Here is a 17,371-nt window from a genome sequence, read left to right as displayed (position 1 = left end):
GCTGCGCGACCGGTTCAACGAGCGCGGGGCCGCCCTTCAGCTATCCACGCGATCGACCTCGGGAGCCCACGGTCGTTCGACGGGCGGCATGCTCGCGCACGGTGGCCATCTTCGTCTGCGTCTTCGTATCCGGCACATCGCCCGAGCCGGGTTTCGACCGCATCGAAATGCTTCGATGCGCACCACGGTAAAATTCCCGTTTCGTCCCGTCCGCGCGTGCAGGTGCCATCCACGTGCGGGCCGATATCCCAGCATCGCCAGGCCATCATCACCTTGACTTCCTTACCTGTTGCTCGCGGCGCATGAGTTACACGCTCGCCACCACCTATATCCGCGAACTCGAGATCCGCAAGAGCCGCTTCATCGGGCTCGCGATCCCGGTCGACGACCGCGATGCCGCGATGCAGGCGCTGCAACGCCTGCGCGACGCGCATCCGACGGCCACCCATGTGTGCTGGGCGCTGCTGGCCGGCGGCCAGTCGGGCATGTCGGACGACGGCGAGCCGTCGGGCACGGCCGGCCGGCCCATTCTCGAAGTGCTGCGCCATCACGATCTCGACGGCGTGCTCGGCGCGGTCGTGCGTTACTACGGCGGGGTGAAGCTCGGCGCGGGCGGACTGGTGCGCGCCTATACGGATGCGATCGCCTCGGCGCTGCTCGATGCCGAGCGCATCGAGCGCATTCGCCAGACGCGGCTCGCGATCGAGATCGGCTACCCGGAGGAGGCGCGCGTGCGCCGCTGGATCGAACAGGCCGGATACGAACTGGTGGACAGCACGTACGGCATGACGGTGAAACTGGTGATCAAGCTGCCGGAAACCGCCGAGGCCGATGCGAGGGCCGAATTGTTCGACCTGACCCAGGGGCGCTCGGGGTTTCCGGACCTGTGACGCGCGGGCAAGGCACCTGCCTTCCCCGCTTTGCCTGACGCTGCCAGGCGCATTCCTGCGTCAGTAAGTATCCGGCACGATCATGTCGTCCGGCGTCGGCCGGCGGATGTAGTCCTCGTGATGCTCGCGCGGCGGCAGGTCGATCGACGGGTGCGGCACCTCGTGATACGGCACCTGGCCCAGCAGATGGTGGATGCAGTTCAGCCGCGCGCGCTTCTTGTCGACGGCCTGCACGACCCACCACGGCGCCTCGGGAATATGCGTGCGCTGCAGCATCTCCTCCTTCGCGGCCGTATAAGCCTCCCAGCGGCGCCGGCTTTCGAGGTCCATCGGGCTCAGCTTCCACTGCTTCAGCGGATCCTGGATCCGCGCCTGGAAACGCACTTCCTGCTCGTGATCGGTGATCGAGAACCAGTACTTGACGATCTGGATGCCGCTGCGCACGAGCATCTTCTCGAACTCGGGTACCGACCGGAAGAACTCCTCGTACTCGTCGTCGGTACAGAAATTCATCACGCGCTCGACGCCCGCGCGGTTGTACCAGCTGCGGTCGAACAGCACGATCTCGCCGCCGGCCGGCAGATGCGCGACGTAGCGCTGGAAGTACCATTGCGTGCGCTCGCGGTTGTTCGGCGCGGGCAGCGCGGCGACACGGCACACGCGCGGATTCAGGCGCTGCGTGATCCGCTTGATCACGCCACCTTTGCCGGCCGCGTCGCGCCCTTCGAAAATGACGACGAGCCGGTGCCCGGTGCTCACGACCCAGTCCTGCAGTTTCACGAGTTCGCCCTGCAGCCGGAACAGCTCGCGGAAATACTGCTTGCGTGCCTCGCGACGCGCCTGCGAAAACAGCAAGTCGTCGCCGTCGTCGAAGCGACGGTCGTCGAGTTCCATTTCGAGTTCTTCGTCGTATGCGTCGACGAGATCTTCCTCGAAGCGGCGCTGACGCGCTTCCATCGAGCTCGAATCGGCAAGGTTGTCGGTCTCGGTGCGGGTATCTTTGTCGCCCATGGGGCCTCCTTCCATCATTGACGCGGCCAAACTTCGCCATTATCCCAGCGTCGCGCGTCAAATTGATGAAAACCGGCCGCCGGGACCGTCAGAAGCGGAAGTTCAGCAGCACGCTGGCCAGCACCGGATTGGCCGAAATATCGAAGGTGTTCGATGCAAGCGTCCGGTTCGGCTGGCTGATGTCGAGCGTGATCTTCGTCCGCAGCGGGATATAGGTGACCATCCCCGTGATCCAGAGCCGGCGCGTGATCTGGTAGCTCGCGCCGACGGTGAACACCGGCTCCCAGACGCTCTTCACCTTCGCCGATACATTGGTCCGCCCCGACAGCAGCAGGTCGCCGCCGGCATCCCAGATCCGCTGGAACATCGCCGGGTCGAGCAACAGCGACTGCAGGCTGCCGATGTCCGCGCCTGCCGCGAGCAGCCCGCCGAGCGACGCGAGCTTGCGCTGGAACACGGGGTTCAGGTTCGTGTTCGTGAAGCGCGTGTAGCTGACGCCGATGCCCGCGAACGGCCGGAAGCGATCGTCGCGCTCGCCGAGGTAGTACTTGAACACGACGGACCCGAGCCACGCGCGCGTGGTCGCGAGCGGATTGCTTTGCGTGTTCGCAAGGTCGATCAGCGGAAGACGCCCCTGGACGCCGGCAAAGATGCGCTCGAGCGGCAGCGCGATGCTGCCGTGCCCGCGCAGCGTCAGCACCGGCGGAATGCCCGCGCCGAGTTCGGCCGCCCAGTTCTCCGATAAAAAGTGGGTGAACGTGAACGCCAGCGTGTTCGTATTGCTGAGCGACAGGCTCGACCCGGCGTTCTGGAAGCTGTTCAGCCCGAGCGCGTCGGTATGCGTCGTCACGGGCGTCGACCGGCCGGTCGTCCCGACGAAGTGCCAGCCGAGGCCGACCATGTTGCGGTCGTCGCCCATCAGCTGCTCGAGCAACGGCGGCGCCTGCGCGGCCGGCAGATCGGGCAGCCGCGACGGATCGACCGGATGCAGTTCGTACGGCATCCGGCCGGCGTGGACCACGCCGCCAGCCGATGCGTCATCCGCCGTTGCCTCGCGCGGCGCGGCCGGCGCGCAGCCGTCGTCCGCGCCGTTGTCGTCGAAGCCGATACCGTCGACGCCATCGTCGCGCGCTCCCGCGCACGCGCGCCCCGCTTCACCGGTGCGCTGCCCGAGCGTGATCTTGCGTGCGCTCAACGGGACGGCGTCGAGCGGCGGCACGCCGGCCGCAGCGCCATCGCGCCCGCCGCGCGCCAGCCCTGCATCGGTCGCCCACGCGCTCGCGTCGAACCCGTCCGCATCGCCGCCCGGCCAGAAGCCGATCCCGTCGGCACCGGCCTGCCAGCGCGGCGCGGCATCGCCGTCCGGCTGCGGCGCGCCGTGCGCGGCAGCCGCGCACGCGAACAGCGTCGCGCCGAGCCAGCGCGACAACGGACGCACGGCGCCCGGCCGCGCGCGGCGGCGGGTAATGTCGCGATTCGCCATCGGCTCAGGCCGGCACGCCGAACAGGCGCTGGCGGATCCGGTACAGCGGCTCGAACAGCCATTCGAGCAGGCTGCGCCGCTCCAGCACGACGTCGGCCTTCAGCATCATCCCGGCCCGCAGCGACAGCGGCCGCCCCTCGAAGGACGGCGTTCGATCGGCGAGTTCGACCCAGGTCTTGAAGTAGGTCTGCGGCGCGGCCGCATCGCCCGGCAGGTTCAGCTCCTTCGCCGAAAACGCGACCGGCGAGATCGACAGCACCTTGCCGCGATAGGTGCCGAACTTCTCGACCGGATAGCTTGCGTACGCAACCTTCACTTCCTGCCCCTTCTTCACGAAGCCGGCCTTCGACGACGGAATGTAGACCTCGGCGATCAGCCCGTCGGCCTGCGCGGGCAGGATCTCGACGACGCGCGTGCCCGGCGGGTCGATCACACCGCCCTGCACGACGTCGAGCCGCACGATCTGCCCGTCGGCCGGCGCGTACAGCACCTGGTTCACGTTCTCGTCGATGTTGTATTCCTTCGCGTTCAGCTCCTCCTGCTTGATCTTCAGTTCCGCGTTCGCGCCGTCGTACTTGCTCTGCATCGTGTCGAGGTCGCCGCGCAGCTTCATCGCGTTCTTCGCGAGCTCGGCGCGGCGCAGCAGCAGGTCCTGGTACGCCTGCCCGGCCTGCAGGTACTGCGTGTTGACCTGGTTGTACTGTTCGAGCGTCACGACCTGCTCGTCGAGCAGCTGCTTCACGCGTGCGCGCCGTTCGCCGTACTCGTCGACGATGCGCTTCTGGTCCTGGATCTGCCGATCGATCAGCCCACGGCTCTCGCCTTGCGCGGCGATCTGCTGGTTGATCTGCTGCACCGACGACCGGTATTCGAGCCGTGCCGCGTCGATCTGCTGCGTCACCTCCACGCGTTGCCGGTCGAGCGCCGCACGCATGCCCTGCACGTTGTTCGCCTGGCTGACGAAGCTCGTGTCGCGCGTCACCGCCATCAGCCGCTGGCCGGCCTTCACCTGCTGGTCCTTGCCGACGTAGATGTCGCGCACCGCCCAGCCCGGCGGCGCGCCGACGCCGATCAGCCCCGAGCGCGGCGTCAGCATCCCCGACACGCTCTCGGTATTCGCGTAGCTCAGTTCGACGAGCGCCGTCACGAACATCGCGAACATCGCCAGCGACAGGTAGCAGAAAAACCGCATCGACACCGGCACGTCGACGACGCCGTGGATCACGGTGCCGAAAGTGGTGCCGCGCGCGAGCTTGCGCGACGGCTTCTGTTCTTGGAGGGCGGAATTCCAGATCGGCATGGGGCAGGCTCGTCAGGCGCGACGCCGCGCGGCCGCATCGAGCAGCGGCGTCGGCATCAGGTAAGGCGTGAAGTGTTCCCAGAAATGCCATTGCTCGGGCTGGCGCACGAGCGCCTGTTCGAGGCGGTCGACGATGCGCTGGTGCGTCGCGCGCACCGGCGATGCGTCGTCGTCCGCCCCGAGCATCGGCGCGAGCGGGCTGGCCGCGAGCCCGGTGAAATGCACCGCGCAGCGATCGCGAAACGGCACGCCCGTCGCATACGCGACGAGCAGCGGAATCCCCTGTTCGACCGCGAGCTTCACGCCGCCGCCGGCCATCCGCACCCAGCGCCCGCCGAGCCGGCAGCGGTTGGTCTTGCCGAACTTGCCGTGCAGGTCGGAAAACAGCAGGAACACGGGCGCTTCGCGCCGCAGGCTCGTGATCAGCCGCCGCAGATGCACGCGCTCCTCGATGTCGATGAACTCGACGTCGCCCGCGCCGTACTCGGCGACGAGCCGCAGCGCATCGTCGAAGAACGCGCCGGGCGCGTCGCGATGCAGGATCACCATCAGCTTGCGGTCGTCGGGAATCATGAAGCGCAGTTTCGTGACGAACAGCATCAGGTTGCCGAAGTGCAGCCCCGCGAGCATCAGCGGGCCGCCGCGTGCGAGCGCCGCGCGCAATTGATCGTCGCCTTCGCACGCCATCCCGTCGATCATCGACTTCATCGACGCGAGGCTGTGCGTGCGCAGCTTGAGTCCGGCGAACTCGGCCTCGAACAGCTCGCGCACGATCGCGGCCGAAACTTCCCGCACGCGCCGCGGATCGTCGTTCAGGTGCGCGCTCAGCATGTAGGCGACCGCGCGTTCGATCGATTCGCGAATGGGCGGAAAGCAGCGCAGGCATGCGCCCGAGCACCAGCGCATCAGCCGCAGCCCGAACGCGGGCGACGTACGCAGCGCGACCGCACGCACCGCGCGGCGCAGCAGGAACGCATACGAGAACGGATTGAGCAGGAAGAGCCGCCCGAGCATCACCGTGCCTCCTCGGCCGCGTGCCACGCGCCGGTCGCGTCGGTCAATACGCCGTCGTGCATCTGGTAGATGCGGTCGACCATCGACAGGATCGACGCGTCGTGCGTGACGAGCACGATCGTGCACGGCAGCGTCAACACGTTGCGGCAGATCTCGTGCGTCGTCGCCTGGTCGAGGTTCGACGAAAACTCGTCGAGGATCAGCAGGCGCGGCTCGCAATACAGCGCCCGCGCGATCAGCAGCCGTTGCATCTGGCCGGCCGACAGGAACTTCTGCGTATCGCCGAGCGGCGTGTCGTAGCGATGGTCGAGCCGCTCGATCTCGTCGTGGATGCAGGCGAGCTTCGCCGCGTCGAACATCGCGCCGATCCGCGGCGCCGGCGCGAAGTTCGTGATGTTGTCGCGGATCGTCCCGCGAAACAGCTGGTCGGACTGCATGACGGCCGCGAGATGCTTGCGGTACTGCCGCAGGTTCACTTCCGCGAGATCGACGCCGCCGACGAACAGCGTGCCCGGGTCCGGGCGCACGAGCCCGCAGATCAGGTTCAACAGCGTCGTCTTGCCGCTGCCGGTGCGGCCGACGATCGCGATCTTGGCGCCGGCCGGCACGTCGAGCGCGATGTCGCGCAGGATCGGACGGTTGCCGCCCTTCGGCGTGTACGACAGCGCGCGGATCGACAGCGCACCGTCGAATCCGTCGACCGGCCGTACGACCGCATCCGGCGCGGGCTCCTCGGTCTCGGTCTGCAGCACGTCGGCGACGCGGTCCATGTGCACCTGCAGCACCTTGCGGCGCACATGGAGCTGGATCGAATCGATGAACTTGTCCGCGAACAGGTTCTTGTACTGGATGAACGCGTAGATCACGCCGATCGTGCTCTGTCCGTGCATCACGAGCCACGCGCCGTACGTGACGATCACGAGTTGCTCGACGTGCACGATCCCTTTCGAGATCGCATCGAACAGCAGTTGCAGCCGCTCCTGCTGGCGCATCGCCTGCAGCTTCTGCGTGAACGCGTTGACCCACAGGCTGCTGCGCGCGGTCTCGGCCGACAGCAGCTTGATCGAATGCGCGGAACGGATGTTCTCGATCAGCAGCGCATCGGCTTGCGCGCCGCGCGTGAGGATCTGCGACATCGCGTCCTGCAGCCGCGGCTGGATCGCGAGCCGGCTCAGCGCGAACAGCACCATCCCCGCGAGGCTGATGCCGGCCAGCACCGGGCTGTAGTACAACATCAGCACGAGCGTCAGCGTGCAGGTGACGATATTCAGCAGCCCGCCGACCAGCCCGTCGACGAGAAAGCGCCCGACCTCCGACACCGATGACACGCGCGAAATCGAATCGCCGGTGTTGTGGAACAGGAAATAGCCGATCGGCAGCCGCGCGAGATGGCCGACCATGTTCGCCGACAGCTGCTGCGACACGATGTTGCGCAGGTAGCTCTTGATGTTGCCGACGAGGTTCGCGTACAGCGTGTCGAACAGGAACACGATCGCGAACAGGATCGTCAGCAGGTACAGGATGTCGACGTCGGTCTTCTTCAGCGCCTCGTCGATCGTCAGCTGCACGTACGACGGGCCGAGCAGCAGCAGGAGCTGCGCGGCGACGCCGCCCGCGATGCCGATCGCGAGGCTCTTGCGGATGCCCGTCAGCCCTGCGAGGTAGTCGCGCAACCGGATCCGGTCGGTCGGTCCCGCTCGCGTGAAGCCGATGTCCGGATTCAGTTCGAGCGCATAACCGGTGATGTGCGTGAGCGCCTGCGCGAGCGGCAGCTTCGTCTCGCCGAGCGCGGGGTCGACGATGTGCACGCTGCCGTAGCCGACCTTCGTCAGCACGACATAGTGGTTCATCCCCCAATGCAGGATGCACGGCGTCTTGAGCGCGTCGAGTTCTCCCGCGTCGAACTGCAACCCGCGCGCGCGCAGCCCGAGATCGTTCGAGATCTCCATCAGGTCGAAGAACGACAGCCCGGAATCGATCCGCACCGGATAGCGATTGCGCAGCGTGCGCAACGTCGTTTCGCGCCCGTGCCACGACGCGATCATCGCGAGGCAGGCCAGGCCGCACTCCGTCACCTCGTCCTGCAGGACCGGACGGACTTTGCGCGTATTGAAGAGCATGGTCGGGCACCCGGGGCGCGACGACACGCCGCCCGGGCCTGCCGTGCGGGCCCGTGGCGGGTCGTGCGCGATACGCATGGGCGCAGCCGGCGCACTGCCGGCTGCGGCGGAAGACCGGTGTTACCGGCCGCTCAGCGCGACGAGCCGAGCGACATCCGGAACTGTTCGACGGCGCGGGCCTGGTACTGGGTCATCAGGCCCTGCAGCGTGGTCCCGATCGACTGGTTGACGAGATCGACCGTATAGGCAGCCGAATTGGAGTAAAGCGACGCGCCGCCACGAATCTGGCGGGCCTGTTCTTCCGTGATGTCTCGCATTTGTTGTGGCCTTTATATTGTCGGAATGCCTGCAGCCGTCAGCCAATCGAAAACTCAATGACCGTTTACTTTATTACGGAGATAATCCGGCACTCCTGCCTCCTGATAATCGCCCGATTCCGAAATAATGCATTCCGGAGTCGCTTAATTGCCTCTGCGGCGATCGATTCTTTTCCTTCTGTTTCGCGGCATCTCGCGCGGGGGGCGCCTCCCCGCGCACGGCGGTTACTTGCCGGTGTTGTTGAACGTCTTCGGGTTCTGCAGGTAATTGCCGAGGCTCGGCAGGAACTGGCCGAGCGCGGTCACCACCGGCGCGGCGTCAACGGCGAGGCTGCCCAGCGAGCTGATCGCCCCGCCGCCATGCACATTCCTGACCTGTTCCGTCGTCATGACCTTCATCATTCTCTCCTCGTAAAAAATAAAGATGATGCAAAGAACCTTCATTGAAAGACAAACGGCTTTTAATCCCTAGCGACTTGTTAATCTAATAATCACCGCGATTACCAGCCGAAATCAGGCTATCATGCTGTCGCATCGGAGTTCAATGGAGGACACACTCTTACAGTCGCAATTTCCGATGTATGACGGCTAAGCGACATTCATGTTTTTTTGAATTTCAATTTCAAAACGTTTAAATCCCGCCGCAATGCGTTGCGGCACGGGCAGGAGACGGAGACGGCGATGTTTGAAACGAGGCGCGCGAATGGCGGATCGGCAACGCGGAATGCGGGTATTTCCTTATCAAGATTTCCAACTAGGTGGAATCCCCGACTTGCAACCATGACACTGATCGCTGTAACGGTTATCGGTACGACCACGAACGCGCACGCGTTCTGCCTCGACACCGCCTACCAGTACGCATCCGTGCACGATCCGCGCTATCTGCAGGCGCGCAGCGAATACGACGCGGCCCGCCAGAAATTCCCCGAAGCGCGCGCGCAGATGCTGCCGCAAGCCGCCGCGCAACTCGAATGGGGGCGCTACGGTACGCATGCGAACCTGTTCGGCATCGACGTCAGCGGCTCGAGCAATGCCGCATACGGTTCCGCCCAGATCACGCAGGCCCTGTTCAACGTGCCCTACCTGTACGACATGCGGCGCGCGACCGAGTACGAGGAATCGGCGAAGCAGAAACTCGAGGTCGCGAAGCAGGACCTGATCCTGCGCGTCGCGAACGCGTGCTTCGACCTGCTGAGCGCGCGCGAGAAACTGCAGTCGGCCGACGACGAGGTCAGCGCGCTGGCACGGCTCGAAAGCGACACGCGGCGCATGGCGCAACTCGGGATGAAGACGATCGGCGACACCGCCGAAATCGAGGCGCGCCGCAGCCTCGCCCAATCCGACGAAGCGCTCGCGCAGACCGACGTCGACGCGCGGCGCGCACGCTACGAGACACTGCTCGGCTCGACGATCGACTTCACGCGCTGGCCCCGGCTCGCGATGCGCGGGTCGTCGCCGCGCATTCCGTCCGGCGACTACGCGCCGCAGGACAACCCCGCGTACCGTCAGGCGTATCGCGACGTACAGGTCGCGCGGCTCGCCGCCAAGCGCGTCGGCGCCGAGCACTTGCCGACCGTCGACCTGTTCGCGTCGTATTCGCGCGGGCTCAACCCGAACCTGCGCGGGCTCACCGATCGGTCCGACTTCCATCAGAGCGCGTTCGGCGTGCAGGTGACGATTCCGATCTTCTCCGGCGGCAGCGTGTACTACCGGCAGGTGGAAGCCGAGCACGTGACCGAGCAATACCGCAACCGGCTGCGCGAGGTCGAGGAGCAACTGGGCACCGATCATCGCGAGGCGCTGTCCGCGCTCGAATCGGTCGGCAAGCGCATCCGCGCGCTGCAGCAGTCGCTGCAGGCCGCGCGGCTCGCGTACGATTCGTCGATGAAAGCGCATCAGGTCGGTTACAGCACGACGTACGAAACGCTGAACCTGCGGCGGGACATCTCGGGTATCCGGCAGAAGCTGTTCGACAGTTACCTCGATGCGCTGAAGCTGCAACTGAAGCTGAAAAGCGTGCTCGGCACGCTCGACGAGCAGTCGCTGATCGCGGTGGACAGCTTTCTCGAAAGCAACGCGGCGAACGACCGGAGCTGACGGCGGCTCGATGCATGCACGATCTGCCGCGGTTCGAAACCCGCTGGTGTTGCGTGTGCCTCGCCGGCGGGTCCGCTGCGAATGCCGCGGCGGCCCCCGACTGGAAAAACCGGCGCGGCGCGGCCGCTACCGCAGAGCGACGAAGCGCTTCGCCGAGGCCTGCGAGAAGCCGCTTCAAGCGGCCAGCATGCAGCCGGAAGGCGATCCCGCATGTCAGCCGGGCGGCGGCAGCACGACCGTGTCTTCCGGCCCGAGCACGCGCCCGTCCTGCGAACGAAGCTCCAGCTTCCTGATCGGCAGTCCGGTTTTCCGGTCGACGAGCAGCACGTGCGCCTCGTCCGGTTCGAAGCAGAAATCCTCACCCCACTGCCGCAATGCGACCAGCAGCGGAAACAGCCCGCGCCCCTTCTCGGTCAGCACGTACTCGTGATGCGCGCCGCAGTCGGCGGCCGGCACGATGTCCATGATCCCCTGCGCGACCAGATTGCGCAGACGGGCGGCCAGGATGTTCTTCGCGAGGCCGAGGTTTTTCTGGAATTCGCCGAAACGGCTCAGCCCGTCGAACGCGTCACGCACGATCAGCAGCGACCACCCGTCGCCGATCGCATCGAGCGGGCGGGCAACGCCGCAAAGGGAATCTTCGTGCGTGGTTCGTCGGTTCATCGGTGCGTGCGGTTACGCCGTTCCCTGTGGTCAGGCTGAGCGGCAGTCGTTTTCCACTGAAATGAATGGTTGCAATATAAAACCCGTCTACCCAAAGATCAATGGGGCAAACCCGACTGTTCGCGATCGGCGAACGGCGCGGAGGTTTCGACTCCGATTGGCCTGAGATTCAAGCCGATTGATTCGTCAATCACGCCATCATCGCTTTCCGACGCTTCGCCACGCATCAACGACGACACCCGGCGGCAGTCGACCGGATCGCGCTTCTGGTTGCAACTTGAAACCTCATGTCCTACGCTTCCATTCGGTTTCACATTGAAACCAAACTACTCGACTACCGAAGGAGCGTTCGATGATCCGGTCCGATGCCGCGTTCGACGGCACCTTTCCCTTCGCCCCGCATTTCGACGATGCATCCGGCTTCCGGATGCACTACGTGGACGAAGGACCGCGCGACGGCGAAACCGTCCTGTGCCTGCATGGCGAACCTACGTGGGGTTACCTGTTCCGCCATCTGGTGACAACGCTGCGTCCGACGTACCGCGTCGTCGTGCCCGATCACATGGGATTCGGCAAAAGCGCGACGCCGCGGGACCGCAGCTACTGGCTGCAGGACCACATCGACAACCTCGAGCGCTTCGTGCTCGCGCGCGGCCTCGAGCGCATCACGCTCGTGATGCACGATTTCGGCGGCCCGGTTGGCATGGGGCTCGCCGCACGTCATCCGGACCGGATCCGGCGCATCGTGTCGGCGAACGGACCAACGCCGTTCGGCCAGCCCGATCTCGTCGAGCGCCTGAATGCGAATGCTCGCGAGGCGCCGTGGTTCCAGTGGATCATGCGCGCGGCGGCCGACGATACGCTCGAAACGGTGCTCGGTCAGCTCGGCTTCAACATCCTGAGCACGCTGAAGCTGAACGGGTTCGAGAACCACGCGGTCATCACCGACACGTGGATCGCCGCGTACGGAGCGCCGTTCGCGCAACCGGCCGACTGTCTCGGCGCGATCGGCTGGGCCCGCGGCTTTGCCGCCGGCGCGCACCGGTTCGAGGAGCCCGATGCGGCGGCACTGCGCGCGATACGCGGCAAACCCGCGCTCGCGCTCTGGGGAGATGCCGACCGGACGCTCGGCGCGGAACACTTCCTGCCGCTTTTCACCGCGTTGTTTCCGTCCGCGCCCGTCGAGCGGCTGGCGGGCGTCGGGCACTACTGCTTCGAGGATGCGCCCGACACCATCGCCAAGCGGATCGCCGGCTTCATCCGGGCCACCGCTTGAACGCCGGTCATCGCCGGAGCAAGCTTCGCAACGCGTTTCCTTCCGGCGACCATTCACCGGATTGGATTCCGGTGCGGACACCAATCGCGCCGGGCAATTTTCGGTGCCTGTCGACGACGTACCATTACAGCGGACATCCATTGTCATGCTGGCGTACGTTTAAGGCGACCAGTAGTCGCCGCAAATATAATCGTCCGCTCCGCCCGGAAATATAATCTGTTGTCTTCCGCACCGTTCTCAAATAAATCACGCCCACCTCGGACTCAAGACGTATCATGAATCCTGCTCGCATCTTTTCATTTAATCAAATGAACGGAGTATCGATCTTGAAATCTCGAAGATGAATCGGCGAACTCCATTGCAAGGGTCAATTTTTCCCGTACCGCTCAAACGGTGAATTCAATCGGAATGGTCGCCGATCATTAAAAAATCTCATTTTAATTCCCGTTGATTAATTGCGATAACAAGGAGTATTCCAATGACAACAGAAATCCCGGCAACCTATATCGTAGGCACGGCAACCGGACTGATTCCGCGCACGCTTTTACAGGAGTTGGTCGACCTTCCGACGAGTGTAAGACGGTTCGGCGTCATGGGCGACGGCGTGACCGACGATACAGCAGCGCTCCAAGTAGCATTCAATGCCGGGACGCCTCTTTATTTCCCTCCCGGCGTCTATCTATACAGCAATACACTGACTGCAACCGCATCGATTATCGGGGCCGGCTTGAATTCAGTTCTCCAGTGCACTACATCGCAAGGCCAAAATTCATCAATATACTGGAAAAACATCAGCAATTTAAAAATCCAGAATTTGCGGTTTTTCTCGAAAAACGCGACCGGATACTATGCCAACGAAAACGCCGGGCCAATCAATTTGGAAGCGTGCAGCCAGTTCGAGATATCCGGATGCCAGATCAACAACGCCGCGAGTCAGGCTATCATGATGCGTGCCTGTGTGAACGGGAAAGTATTCGGAAATACGGTGCTCAATATCTGGCACGACGGCTTCCATGTTACCGGAGCAAGTTCGGACATTACGATCGTAAACAACGAAGTGATCAATGGTGGCGATGACGCGTTTGCTATTGTCGGATATCAAAGCGATCGTGCCCGCCCCCGCCGCATCATCATTGCAAACAATCGTGTCGATCAGACCAAATATGCACGCGGCATTGCCATTGTTGGCGCTCAAGACCTGACGGTCTCCGGAAACCATATTTATAACTCCCAGTGCGCGGGAATTTATATTGCCTCGGAATCCGGCTATCAAACGTACGGCAACGACAATATAAAAGTAACCGACAACATCCTGGATACGTGCGGCATATCATCCGATATCGTCGCCCGCCCCAACCTTCCGAACGCCCCAAATTCTTACGGGGCGTTGCATTTAACCACAGCCAATGGATCCAACAACTCCAACATTTCAATCATCAACAACACGATCAAGAATTCGGCGGGATATCCGATCTTTTTAGGGGCATCCGGCGGCACCCATATTCAGGTCAACATTTCACAGAACGCGATAGTCAATGGCTGGGATCCGAACAACAAGAACGGATTCACGTTGACGACGATCAGTGCGACCTCGGCATCGACGACGCTGAACTTCGCCAATACCCCGGGTGTCGCGGTCGGGATGACGGCGTGGTATTTCAATGGATCGACGAGCATAGCGATAGGCACGGTCGTATCGGCAGGTGTATCGACAGTCACGCTGAGCCAGAATGCAACCGTACCGAGTGGCGGAATCGTGGTCTTTTCCGGTGTCGGACTGTTCGGTGCGACGATCGTGACAACCGCTTCCACTGCGAGTGCCGCTACGTCGTTGACATTCGCCTCGACAACCGGCGTCACCTATAACGACAACTACGGTTTCGGGTCGCCCGGCAACGAAACGACAGGCGTGTCGATCGGACAAAGCGTCAGCGGGACCAACATCGCGGCCGGCACCTTCGTGACTGGTGTGACGGCGACCTCGGTGACGCTCAGCAAGGCGACGACCGGCACCGTCGCGAGCGGTGCATCCATCGTCTTTACGCCGATGGTCTGCACGACATCTCAAACGATCACGACCTCGGCCGCAGCGGCGGCAGGGACCAATACGCTGACGTTTACACCGTATCCGTCGGCACGCGGCTGTGCGGTGGGACAAGGCGTATCCGGAACGAATATCCCGGTCGGCACTTACGTGGCGTCGGTCTCCGGTAACGGAAATGGCCCGACCGTCACGCTGTCCAACAATTTCACCGGCAGCGGAATTGCAAACGGCGCATCCATTACATTCACCGGAACAGGTTCATTGAGCACATCCGCCGGAATCTTCCTGTCTGCCACTAGCGAGTGTATCGTTTCGAATAATCAACTATCCGGTATCGCGAAGGACGGTATTTATTTCGATGGTTCGTGCTCGCATTCTACGGACATTAATAGCAACATTGGAGAAAACATCGGTTGCTGCAACGCATTTGGCTGTCTTATCACGATCGCAACACTCTCGGCAGGGGCATCCCTCAAATTGAGAGGAAATTATCTGGCTCAACCGGTCAATTATCCCCGAGCAGTCGGCAACTTTATTTATGCTGCTTCGTGGAACAACATATCGTGGAATGAAGACAATTTCGCCCAAAACGGGTTTGCCGCTCCCTATGTGCAGATGGATCTCGTTTTTCCGACAGTCGGCGCTTCGCCGTGGACGTTCACGAACAACAACCTGAGCGCGGTCAGCATGTCGATCGCCGGAGGCACCGTCTTGTCAATCAATGTCTCCCGAAACGGGCAAGCCGCCTATGCGAGCGGCTTGACGAACGGAATGATCGATCTCAAGTCGGGCGACGCAATGACGGTGGCCTATACCGTCGCCCCCACTGTCACGATGATTCCGAGACTGGGGCAATAGCACGTACGCGACTGCGGGATTGACGCGGGGGTACAGACCGGATACGACACACCGCGCTCCCACCTTGGGTCTGGATCGACGCAAGTTCCGTTCCGGCAGAACAGCAGCAGTGCAACGGCAACGCAAAATCGCCCGACCCCACTCGGCGTAGTCTGCTCGGTGGGGATCGGGCTCACCGTCTTATCCGCGCCGGACTCTTGCCCGACGTCAAGCGCCGTTCGCGCGACCGCCGCGGCGATCACGCAACAGGCTCCCGTCAGCGAATAACCCGTGTCACACCGCGCCCGCGCGGATCGGCCATCGCTTCCGGCGTCTTGCCGTCGATCTTGATGACCTGGATGTCGCCGCTGAAATCCTGCCCCTTCAGCGTGTAGCCGCGCGCCTCGATCTGCTTCGCGAGCTCGCCTTCGATCGGGTGGTACGGCTCCCAGAAGATCGTGTTCGGCGGCAGCAGCTGGTGATGGAAGCGCATCGCGCCGACCGCTTCCTTCAACGGCATCTTGAAGTCATAGATGTTGTTGATCACCTGGAAGATCGACGTGAAGATGCGAGAGCCGCCCGGCGTGCCGATCACGAGCGACACCTTGCCGTCCTTCGTCATGATCGTCGGCGACATCGACGACAGCGGGCGCTTCTTCGGTTCGATCGCGTTCGCGTCGCTGCCGACCACGCCGAACATGTTCGCGACACCCGGCTTCGCGGAGAAGTCGTCCATCTCGTCGTTCAGCACGATGCCCGTGCCGTCGGCGATCACGCCCGAGCCGAAGTATCCGTTGATCGTGTACGTGTTCGACACCGCGTTGCCCCACTTGTCGACGACCGAGAAGTGCGTCGTTTCGGCCTTCTCCGGCATCGTCGTGCCGAGGCCCGGCTGCACGCTCTTCGTGTCCGACGGCTCCTTCGGGTTGACCTCGGCCGCCCGCTTCGCGATGTAGGCGTCGTCGGTCAGCTGCGCGATCGGCACCTTGTAGAAGTCGGGATCGCCGAGATACTGCGCACGGTCCGCGAACACGCGTTTCTCGATTTCCGCGACGAGGTGGATGTACTGCGGCGAATTGAGCTTCACGCCCTCGAAGTCCTGCTTGAGGTCGGCCTTCATCTTCAGCAACTGCACAAGGCCGATGCCGCCCGAGCTCGGCGGCGGCGCGGTGATCACGTCGTAGCCGTTCCACTTCGCCTGCACCGGCTGGCGCCACACCGCACGATACTGCGCGAGATCCTCGGTGGTGATCAGCCCGTTGCCGTCGCCGGTCTTCATCGACGCGGCGATCAGTTCGGCCGTCTTGCCCTTGTAGAAACCTCCCGCGCCGTCGTTCGCGATGCGCGTGAGCACGTCGGCGAGGTCGGGTTGCTTGAAGTTCGCGCCGGCCTTCAGCCCGGAGAAGTATTTGTCGAAGTTGGTCTTGCCACCGAATTCCTTCGATGCATCGACGCCGCGCTGCGCGAGTTGCTCGTCGACGACGAAACCGTCGCGCGCATAGTGGATCGCCGGCGCGAGCACCTGCTTCCACTTCAGCTTGCCGAAGCGCTTCTGCGCTTCCCACATGCCGGCGACCGTGCCCGGCACGCCGACCGCGCGCGGACCGTACAGGCTCATGCCCTTGACGACGTTGCCGTCCTTGTCGAGGTACATGTCCTTCGTCGCGGCGAGCGGCGCGCGCTCGCGGTAGTCGATGAAGTACGGCTTGCCGTCCTTGTAGATCGTCATGAAGCCGCCGCCGCCGATGTTGCCGGCTTCCGGATACGTGACGGCGAGCGTGAAGGCGATCGCAACCGCCGCATCGATCGCGTTGCCGCCTTCCTTGAAGATCCGCTCCGCGGCATCCGCGCTGTACTTGTCGGCCACCGCAACGGCCGAACTCGTCAGGACCGCCGGCTGCGGCCCTTTCGCATAAGCGGGCGCGTTCGGCATAAACCCGATGCCGGCCATCGTCGCAAGCACGGCAGCGGATGATTTGAAGCGATTCAGCGTAGTCATTGCATGTCCCCCATGTGGATCTCCTTCAGGCAGGAAAGGCACCTGATCCGTCGATGACCGCCGGCGCGCCGGCGGCGATCGGCCGGCTTCGTAGTATAGGGGGACAATAAGGGTCGAACACGCGGCATGCAACGACGGCATGCCGATCGTGTGCGCGCGGTCACATTGCGGCGCCGCGACGGCCAAACGAATCGGTCGAAACGGCATGCGTTGCGCGCCCGATGCACGCCGTCACGCAGCGCGCAAAACCGAAAGTTGCGAACCTCGCCGCCTGCCACGCGGCACACTCAAAAAAATCTGCACACGCTCCTCCCGCAGCG

General features: G+C 63.5%; 13 protein-coding genes. 4 read left to right on the top strand and 9 right to left on the bottom strand.

Annotated elements, in window-relative coordinates; all coding sequences use genetic code 11:
- Positions 1 to 302 precede the first annotated feature (302 nt).
- A complete protein-coding gene (locus HWX00_RS25055) occupies positions 303 to 890 on the top strand; it encodes an IMPACT family protein (protein WP_034191569.1) in 588 nt (195 codons plus the stop codon).
- Between the two features lie 60 nt (positions 891 to 950).
- On the opposite strand, the gene ppk2 is transcribed toward HWX00_RS25055, so the two are convergent.
- The 7 genes from ppk2 to HWX00_RS25020 form a co-directional block, all read right to left on the bottom strand.
- Positions 951 to 1,901: a polyphosphate kinase 2 gene (ppk2, locus tag HWX00_RS25050; protein ID WP_034191570.1), complete on the bottom strand. Its 951-nt coding sequence runs from the start codon at positions 1,899 to 1,901 to the stop codon at positions 951 to 953.
- Positions 1,902 to 1,989: 88 nt separating this feature from the next.
- On the bottom strand, positions 1,990 to 3,384 hold the full coding sequence (locus HWX00_RS25045) for an OmpW/AlkL family protein (RefSeq protein ID WP_175868151.1): 1,395 nt from the start codon (positions 3,382 to 3,384) through the stop codon (positions 1,990 to 1,992).
- Positions 3,385 to 3,388: 4 nt separating this feature from the next.
- The gene (locus tag HWX00_RS25040) at positions 3,389 to 4,684 is read right to left on the bottom strand and encodes a beta-barrel domain-containing protein (protein WP_034191572.1); all 1,296 of its coding nucleotides are present in this window, start codon (positions 4,682 to 4,684) and stop codon (positions 3,389 to 3,391) included.
- Between the two features lie 12 nt (positions 4,685 to 4,696).
- Positions 4,697 to 5,701 carry a lysophospholipid acyltransferase family protein gene (locus HWX00_RS25035; RefSeq protein ID WP_034191696.1) on the bottom strand — a complete coding sequence of 335 codons (1,005 nt, stop codon included), beginning with the start codon at positions 5,699 to 5,701 and terminating at the stop codon, positions 4,697 to 4,699.
- Positions 5,698 to 7,818 carry a peptidase domain-containing ABC transporter gene (locus HWX00_RS25030; protein ID WP_175028434.1) on the bottom strand — a complete coding sequence of 707 codons (2,121 nt, stop codon included), beginning with the start codon at positions 7,816 to 7,818 and terminating at the stop codon, positions 5,698 to 5,700. The genes HWX00_RS25035 and HWX00_RS25030 overlap by 4 nt, the downstream gene beginning before the upstream one ends.
- 131 nt (positions 7,819 to 7,949) lie before the next feature.
- Positions 7,950 to 8,135: a hypothetical protein gene (locus HWX00_RS25025; protein ID WP_021159490.1), complete on the bottom strand. Its 186-nt coding sequence runs from the start codon at positions 8,133 to 8,135 to the stop codon at positions 7,950 to 7,952.
- Positions 8,136 to 8,360: 225 nt separating this feature from the next.
- Positions 8,361 to 8,537 (bottom strand): hypothetical protein, encoded by a 177-nt coding sequence (locus HWX00_RS25020; protein ID WP_006479216.1) that lies wholly within the window; start codon positions 8,535 to 8,537, stop codon positions 8,361 to 8,363.
- A 378-nt stretch (positions 8,538 to 8,915) separates the two neighbouring features.
- Between HWX00_RS25020 and HWX00_RS25015 the strand changes: the two genes are divergently transcribed.
- A complete protein-coding gene (locus HWX00_RS25015) occupies positions 8,916 to 10,232 on the top strand; it encodes a TolC family protein (protein WP_376698773.1) in 1,317 nt (438 codons plus the stop codon).
- 213 nt (positions 10,233 to 10,445) lie between these two features.
- On the opposite strand, the gene HWX00_RS25010 is transcribed toward HWX00_RS25015, so the two are convergent.
- Positions 10,446 to 10,895 (bottom strand): winged helix-turn-helix transcriptional regulator, encoded by a 450-nt coding sequence (locus tag HWX00_RS25010; protein ID WP_175028433.1) that lies wholly within the window; start codon positions 10,893 to 10,895, stop codon positions 10,446 to 10,448.
- Between the two features lie 352 nt (positions 10,896 to 11,247).
- Between HWX00_RS25010 and HWX00_RS25005 the strand changes: the two genes are divergently transcribed.
- Both HWX00_RS25005 and HWX00_RS25000 read left to right on the top strand, forming a co-directional pair.
- On the top strand, positions 11,248 to 12,171 hold the full coding sequence (locus HWX00_RS25005) for an alpha/beta fold hydrolase (protein ID WP_175028432.1): 924 nt from the start codon (positions 11,248 to 11,250) through the stop codon (positions 12,169 to 12,171).
- 478 nt (positions 12,172 to 12,649) lie between these two features.
- Positions 12,650 to 15,073: a right-handed parallel beta-helix repeat-containing protein gene (locus HWX00_RS25000; RefSeq protein WP_175028431.1), complete on the top strand. Its 2,424-nt coding sequence runs from the start codon at positions 12,650 to 12,652 to the stop codon at positions 15,071 to 15,073.
- A 256-nt stretch (positions 15,074 to 15,329) separates the two neighbouring features.
- Here HWX00_RS25000 and ggt read toward each other — a convergent pair whose 3' ends face one another.
- A complete protein-coding gene (gene ggt, locus HWX00_RS24995) occupies positions 15,330 to 17,051 on the bottom strand; it encodes a gamma-glutamyltransferase (RefSeq protein ID WP_175028430.1) in 1,722 nt (573 codons plus the stop codon).
- Positions 17,052 to 17,371: the final 320 nt, after the last annotated feature.

The sequence above is a fragment of the Burkholderia seminalis DSM 23518 genome, assembly GCF_902832885.1.
GTDB classification, from domain to species: Bacteria; Pseudomonadota; Gammaproteobacteria; order Burkholderiales; family Burkholderiaceae; genus Burkholderia; species Burkholderia seminalis.
This window is presented reverse-complemented; position numbering and strand designations above follow the sequence as displayed.

Bases quoted from the DNA above. Each gene is read 5' to 3' on its own strand.
- HWX00_RS25055 (WP_034191569.1), top strand. From the start codon at position 303: ATGAGTTACACGCTCGCCACCACCTATATCCGCGAACTCGAGATCCGC.
- ppk2 (WP_034191570.1), bottom strand. From the start codon at position 1,901: ATGGGCGACAAAGATACCCGCACCGAGACCGACAACCTTGCCGATTCG.
- HWX00_RS25045 (WP_175868151.1), bottom strand. From the start codon at position 3,384: ATGGCGAATCGCGACATTACCCGCCGCCGCGCGCGGCCGGGCGCCGTG.
- HWX00_RS25040 (WP_034191572.1), bottom strand. From the start codon at position 4,684: ATGCCGATCTGGAATTCCGCCCTCCAAGAACAGAAGCCGTCGCGCAAG.
- HWX00_RS25030 (WP_175028434.1), bottom strand. From the start codon at position 7,818: ATGCTCTTCAATACGCGCAAAGTCCGTCCGGTCCTGCAGGACGAGGTG.
- HWX00_RS25025 (WP_021159490.1), bottom strand. From the start codon at position 8,135: ATGCGAGACATCACGGAAGAACAGGCCCGCCAGATTCGTGGCGGCGCG.
- HWX00_RS25020 (WP_006479216.1), bottom strand. From the start codon at position 8,537: ATGATGAAGGTCATGACGACGGAACAGGTCAGGAATGTGCATGGCGGC.
- HWX00_RS25015 (WP_376698773.1), top strand. From the start codon at position 8,916: ATGACACTGATCGCTGTAACGGTTATCGGTACGACCACGAACGCGCAC.
- HWX00_RS25010 (WP_175028433.1), bottom strand. From the start codon at position 10,895: ATGAACCGACGAACCACGCACGAAGATTCCCTTTGCGGCGTTGCCCGC.
- HWX00_RS25005 (WP_175028432.1), top strand. From the start codon at position 11,248: ATGATCCGGTCCGATGCCGCGTTCGACGGCACCTTTCCCTTCGCCCCG.
- HWX00_RS25000 (WP_175028431.1), top strand. From the start codon at position 12,650: ATGACAACAGAAATCCCGGCAACCTATATCGTAGGCACGGCAACCGGA.
- ggt (WP_175028430.1), bottom strand. From the start codon at position 17,051: ATGACTACGCTGAATCGCTTCAAATCATCCGCTGCCGTGCTTGCGACG.